This is a genomic window from Nocardioides sp. (genome assembly GCF_035703625.1).
In the GTDB taxonomy this organism is placed as follows: Bacteria; Actinomycetota; Actinomycetes; order Propionibacteriales; family Nocardioidaceae; genus Nocardioides.
In genome coordinates this window covers 1-5,727 of record NZ_DASSXS010000101.1, presented here as the reverse complement: position 1 = coordinate 5,727, position 5,727 = coordinate 1, and the positions used below count along the sequence as shown (strand labels likewise).

Annotated in this window: 4 protein-coding genes, 1 tRNA gene and 1 pseudogene; all 6 read right to left on the bottom strand. The window is 69.1% G+C overall.

What is annotated here, in order from left to right:
* Positions 1-290 (bottom strand): annotated as a pseudogene (locus VFN12_RS05105) (hypothetical protein); the annotation flags it as partial.
* Between the two features lie 174 nt (positions 291-464).
* Positions 465-538, bottom strand: a tRNA-Met gene (locus tag VFN12_RS05100).
* Between the two features lie 87 nt (positions 539-625).
* Positions 626-3,568 carry a UPF0182 family protein gene (locus VFN12_RS05095; protein WP_325117521.1) on the bottom strand — a complete coding sequence of 981 codons (2,943 nt, stop codon included), beginning with the start codon at positions 3,566-3,568 and terminating at the stop codon, positions 626-628.
* Entirely contained in the window at positions 3,565-4,104 is a 540-nt protein-coding gene (locus tag VFN12_RS05090; protein WP_325117520.1) for a PPA1309 family protein, read from the bottom strand. Before VFN12_RS05090 ends, VFN12_RS05095 begins: the two co-directional genes overlap by 4 nt.
* A complete protein-coding gene (locus tag VFN12_RS05085) occupies positions 4,101-5,153 on the bottom strand; it encodes a YlbL family protein (RefSeq protein ID WP_325117519.1) in 1,053 nt (350 codons plus the stop codon). The genes VFN12_RS05090 and VFN12_RS05085 overlap by 4 nt, the downstream gene beginning before the upstream one ends.
* Before the next feature lie 26 nt (positions 5,154-5,179).
* A complete protein-coding gene (locus VFN12_RS05080; protein ID WP_325117518.1) occupies positions 5,180-5,449 on the bottom strand; it encodes a hypothetical protein in 270 nt (89 codons plus the stop codon).
* Positions 5,450-5,727 lie beyond the last annotated feature (278 nt).

Below are 5,727 nucleotides of genomic sequence, written 5' to 3'. Positions count from 1 at the left end.
ATCTCGCCGCCGGCGGTAAGCCAGAATGCGAAGCGGCGTACGGCGAGCTGACGGATGCGGGCGGTGCCAGGCGACGATCCGTCGTCAAGTAACCCGGCGATCCAGGAGTTGAGCACGGCGCGGCTCATCGGCAGGAGGTCGCCGTCGGCGCACCAGCGCAGGTACCGGGTGGCACCGTCGGCGTAGATGAAGATCGTGCCGGGGCTCTTGTTCTCGGCGCGCAGGGCGGTCTGCCAGTCGGCGATCCTGTCGAGGGCGCGGCTGGCGGTCATGGTTGTCAGGTGGGTCATGTCGGACCCGCATAGCCATGCGCTGGCTGCCCCCGGTGACGGGGCGTCGTCGTGTACGTCACCCGGGGTCGCGGCTGAGCCAACTGTCCGGGAAACCCGTCACTAAGTGGACACTCGATCAAGTCTCTAAATGCTTTCAGGCTCGGAATCCGTAGATTCCGAGCCTGAAATTCGTAGCGGGGGCAGGATTTGAACCTGCGACCTCTGGGTTATGAGCCCAGCGAGCTACCGAACTGCTCCACCCCGCGTCGGTGATGACAACCCTACGGGATCGCCCGGGGCCGGACAAAATCGGGCCCCGGTCGCTGGCAGCTCACGCTCCCGAGCGGTGTGCGTCAGCCACCGGGCGCGGGCGAGGCCGGCTGCCGGCTCTGCTCGGCCAGGCCGACCGCGCGCTCGACGAGCGCGCGCGCCTCCTCGACCTTCTCCGCGTAGGTGACCGGGTCGCGGTCCGCCAGGGCGGCGTCGGCCTCGTCGAACGCGACCTGGGCCCGGTCCAGCAGCTCGCGGATCTGGGCGGCCACGTCGCCGGTGGGCTGGCCACCGTTGCCCCCGCCGTCGCTCCCGCCGTCGGAGCCGGCGGTGGAGATGTCGGGATCGACGCCCAGCACGTCCGCGAGCGCCTCGGTCATGGTGGTGCCGATGCCGACCTGGTCGCCGTACGAGACGATCACGAACTCCAGCTCGGGGAAGCTCGCGTCGGACAGCTCACGGATGGCGTAGACCGGCTGGACGTACATCAGCCCGTCCTCGATCGGCAGCGTCAGCAGGTTGCCGTAGATCGGCTTGGACCCGCCGGACTGGAAGGCCAGCAGCTCCGTCCGGACGTTCTCGCTGGTGGTCATCTCGTTGGCGATCAGCCCCGGGCCGGGCGTCTGCTCGTTGGGCAGCTGGAGGACCTGCATCTCGCCATAGCTGTCACTGGTGGCGTCGGAGTCCACGGAGACGAACGAGGCCAGGTTGTTCTTGCCCCTCGGCACGAAGACCGACGTCAGCGCGAACGAGGAGCGCGACTCCCCCGGCTGCTCCAGGAACATGCGGTACGGCGGCTGGTAGCTGCCCCGCACCTCCGGGTCCTGGGGGACCTCCCAACGGTCGTTGCCCGTGTAGAAGTCGTGCGCCTCGGTGACGTGGTACCGCGCGAACTGGTAGCGCTGCACCTTGAACAGGTCCTCGGGGTAGCGCAGGTGGTCCATCAGGCTGTCGGGGATGTCCTCACGGTCCTGAACGGTCCCGGGGAACGCACCCCGCCAGGCCTTGAGGATGGGGTCGGACTCGTCCCAGGCGTAGAGGTTCACGCTGCCGTCGTAGGCGTCCACGGTCGCCTTCACGGCGTTGCGCATGTAATTGATCTCGTCGGTCGGCAGCGTCCCGAACTGCGACCCGTCGTCGAGCGAGTCGTCGGTCATCTCGTCGAACGACTCCTTCTGCGACAGCGGGTAGCGGTCGGTGGTGGTGTAGCCGTCGAGGATCCACTTGATCCGGCCGTCGATCACGGCCGGGTAGGGGTCCTCGTCGAGCGTGAGCCACGGAGCCAGCTTCTCGACGCGCTCGAGCGGCTGGCGGTAGTAGAGCACCTTGCTGTTCTCGTTGACGCGCTCGGAGAGGAGGAAGTTGGGGTCGCCGAACTTGACGGCGTACAGCAGCTGGTCGAGCAGCGAGTCGACCTTGACGCCGCCGTCACCGTCGAACGTCGTCGTCTCGTCCTGGTCGTCCTCACTCGTGTTGCCGAGGTCGAGCTCGACGTCGTTGCCACCGGGGACCTTGCCGACGATCGAGTAGTCGGGACTCTGCTCGCCGTAGTAGACGCGGCTCTCGTAGCCGTCGGGGAAGAGGTTGGAGAGGGCGTCCTCGTTGGCCTGCTGGCCCTCGGCCCACTGGATCCCGCCGCGCTCGACCGAGTTGTCCTCGGGACGCTGGTTGGCGAACGCGGCAATGACCCCGTTGCCGTGGGTGTAGACGGTGTGCAGGTTCAGCCAGTTGCGGTCGCCCTCGGTGATGCCGCTCTGGTCGAGCTCGCGCACGCCGAGGACGAGCGCCCTGTCCTCGCCCTGGATCCGGTACCGGTCGACGTCGAGGACCGGGGAGACGGAGTAGTAGGCACGCACCTGCTGCTGCTGCTCGAACGTCTCGGCGACCAGCTTCGGGTCGACCAGCGGGATCGTCGAGGCCTGGGCGCTGAGGATCCCCAGCTGGGCAGTGGCGAGGGACACCTCGCTGGTGAAGTCGTCGATCTTCACGTCCTCGAGGTCGTAGGCAGCCCGCGTTGCGTCGATGTTCGCCTTGATGTACTCCGCCTCCTTGTCCGCCTCGGTCGGGGCGACCTGGAACTGCTGGACGACGCCGGGCCAGATCATCCCGAGCAGGATCGCCGACAGCGCCAGCAGCGCGAGACCGACCGAAGGCAGCAGCCAGGTGCGACGCAGCACGTTGGCGAAGAACAGCACCGCGCAGATGACCGCGATCGCCATCAGGATGTTCTTGGCGGGCAGGACGGCGTGGTCGTCCGTGTAGGTCACGCCGGTGATCAGCTGGCCGCTCTGGTGCACGAGGTCGAAGCGGTCCAGCCAGTAGTCGCCCGCCTTCGCGAGCACGAACACGCCCACCAGCACCGACAGCTGTGCCTGGGCCGGCCCGGAGAGCCGGTCGTGGCTGGTCTGCAGCCGGACCCCGCCGTAGAGGTAGTGCACGAGGGCCGCCATCAGCACGGCGACCACGGTGAACGCCATCACCGAGTCGACCAGGTAGTGGAGCCACGGGAGGTCGAAGACGTAGAAGCCGATGTCGCGATCGAAGTACTTGTCGGTGCTGCCGAAGTCGGTGCCGTTGCGCCAGAGCAGGTACTCACGCCACTGGCCCGACGCGGACGCCCCGGCGAACAGCCCGAGCAGCACCGCGACGCCCACCAGCAGCCAGGTGCGGATCGGGTCGACGGCCTCGCGATAGCGATCGAGCCCCGTCTGCTCCGGAGAGTTCGGCCGGAACACCGGCCGCAGGCGGTAGGCGAGGTACATGTTGGCGCCGACGACCAGGGCCATCAACGCGCCGAAGACCAGGAACAGTCCGGCGCGGGTCCAGAACAGCGTGCTGAACACCTGGGGGAACCCGACGGCGCCGTACCACATCCGGTCGGTGAAGAATCCGGCCGAGGTGGTGAGCGCGAAGAAGCCGACCACGAGCACCGAGGCCGTGATCACCAGCGCACGAGATCGCCGCGGTGGCGGTGTCTGCCGCGGTGGGGTCGGCCGGCGCGGGTCGTCGTCGAACAGGTTGCTCACTCGTCGTCCTCCAGGGTGGCGGCCAGCAGCTGCAGCAGCCCCGGCACGAGATCACTGGCGCCGACCACGGACTGGTCGTCGTCGTGCGCCCGCATTCTGAGTGCACAGTACGTCGACCCTCCACGCGTGGCGCCCGCCACGATCCGCACCTCCTGCCGATCGGGGTGCTCGCGGGCGAATCGCTCCGCGTCAGCGGGATCCTCGGGGATGTCGGCGTCGACCTCCGGTGGCAGCACCAGCCGTTCGACGACGGCGGCGCAGCCGGACACCGACGGCGGCCAGGTGACCGACTCCAGCACCCGCTCGAGGGGGGTGTCCGGGGCCATCTGGTCCTGCTCCACAGGCGTCAGCGACCCCTGGGCGGCCGAGGAGTCCAGCCCCATGGCCGCGGCCAGGGCCGGCTCGTGCTCGACGATCCGGGCGGTCTCGACGAGGGCGTAGAGCCGGGCCGGCTGGTCCCAACCGGCCTCGGAGATGTGGGTCTCGATCTCGAGCACGGCGGAGGCCAGGGCGGGGTCGACGTCCAGGTCGTTCACGACGCCTCCCCCGTGCAGGCCGGCAGCCTGGCCTCGGGATCCTCGGCCCAGGTCTCGAGCGCGTCGACTGCGTCGTGCATGGTCGCGGCACGGACCAGCCTCATGTCGCCGGACGCTGCGCCCAGCGCCTCGCGGCAGTTGGCGGCCGGGACCAGGAACAGCTCCACCCCGGTCTGGCGGGCGGCCGCGATCTTCTGCTGGATCCCGCCGATCGGGCCGACCTTCCCGTTGGGCGCGATCGTCCCGGTGCCGGCGATCACGCCGCCGTCGGTCAGCGAGCCCGGCGTGAGCGTGTCGTAGATGCCCAGCGAGAACATCAGCCCCGCGCTCGGTCCGCCGATCCGCTCGTCGATCCCGACCGTCACCTGGAACGGGAACCGGTAGCTGGGCAGCATCTCGATGCCGATGCGCGCCTTGCCGTCCTTCTCCTCCGGCGTCAGGCTCACCGTCCGCTCGGTCCCGGCACGCTCGACCGTCAGGTCCATCTCCGTTCCCGGACCGGCAGCCAGCACCGCCTTCTCGAGGTCGGAGGGAGTGGTGATTGGCTCGCCGTTGACCGACCGGACCAGGTCTCCCACCTCGAGCACGCCCCCGGCCGGCGCCTTGGGATCCACCGCGAACACCTTCGTGGCCTCACCGAAGTCGATGCCGAGCTCGGTGAGCGCCACGGCGACGGCGGCGTCCTGGGAGCTCACCATCTCGAGCGCGCCCTCCTTGCGGCTGGCCTCGTCGGTCTCGCCGGGCGGATAGACCACCCGCTTCGGGTAGACCGCCTCGTCGGAGCTGATCCACCCCTCCATCACCTGGATCAGGTTGACGTCGCTCTCCGGGCGGGTGACGTAGACCGTGGTCAGGCGCAGCTCGCCGTCGTCCCGGTAGGTCTTGCGACCCTCGACCTGGATGATCTCCTTGCCGTCCCGTGCGCCCAGGACGTCGACGGTCAGCCCCGGCTCGTAGGTCACGAACGGCAGCGGGGTCAGCAACGCGATCGCCCACAGCGCGATCAGCAACGGCACGGCCAGCAGCCCGGCCCAGGTGCGCTGCGTCATGGAATCAGTGTTTCACCTGCGGAAAGTCAGGCGGATCGTCGGGGCAGACCCGAGCCCGGGTGGCCGGCGCCCGGCGACCGGGAGGGTCGTACGGCGATCCCGGTGCTGCGGTCCCGGGTCGGCGTCGGGCGGGTGCTGGTGTGGGCTGGCGGCTCCTTCTGCAGCGCCTGCGCCAGGCGGCGTACGGCGACCTCCCGGTCCACCTCTCCGCGTCCCTCACGACCCAGCCAGGAGACCCAGAGCATGGCCACGACCGTGACGACGGCCGGGGGCACGAGCCAGAGCAGGATCTCCACGGAACGAGGCTAGGGGCTGGGTGGTGTCGATGGCCGCAGAAACGCGGACCCGTTGAGTCGGGGAAAAGCGTCACATGAGTCGGGGATTCGTGACCGTTGAGTCGGGGCTTTGTGTCACGCAGCCGACGGGAATCCCTTTCTCAAGGGTCGGGAATCCCCGATTCAACGGGTCAGGGGGTGCCGACCCACTCGTCCGTGCCGTCGGCGAACCGCTGGTGCTTCCAGATCGGGACCTCCGCCTTGAGCGTGTCGATCAGGGCCCGGGAGGCGCGGAAGGC

Bases quoted from the DNA above. Each gene is read 5' to 3' on its own strand.
- VFN12_RS05085 (WP_325117519.1), bottom strand. From the start codon at position 5,153: ATGACGCAGCGCACCTGGGCCGGGCTGCTGGCCGTGCCGTTGCTGATC.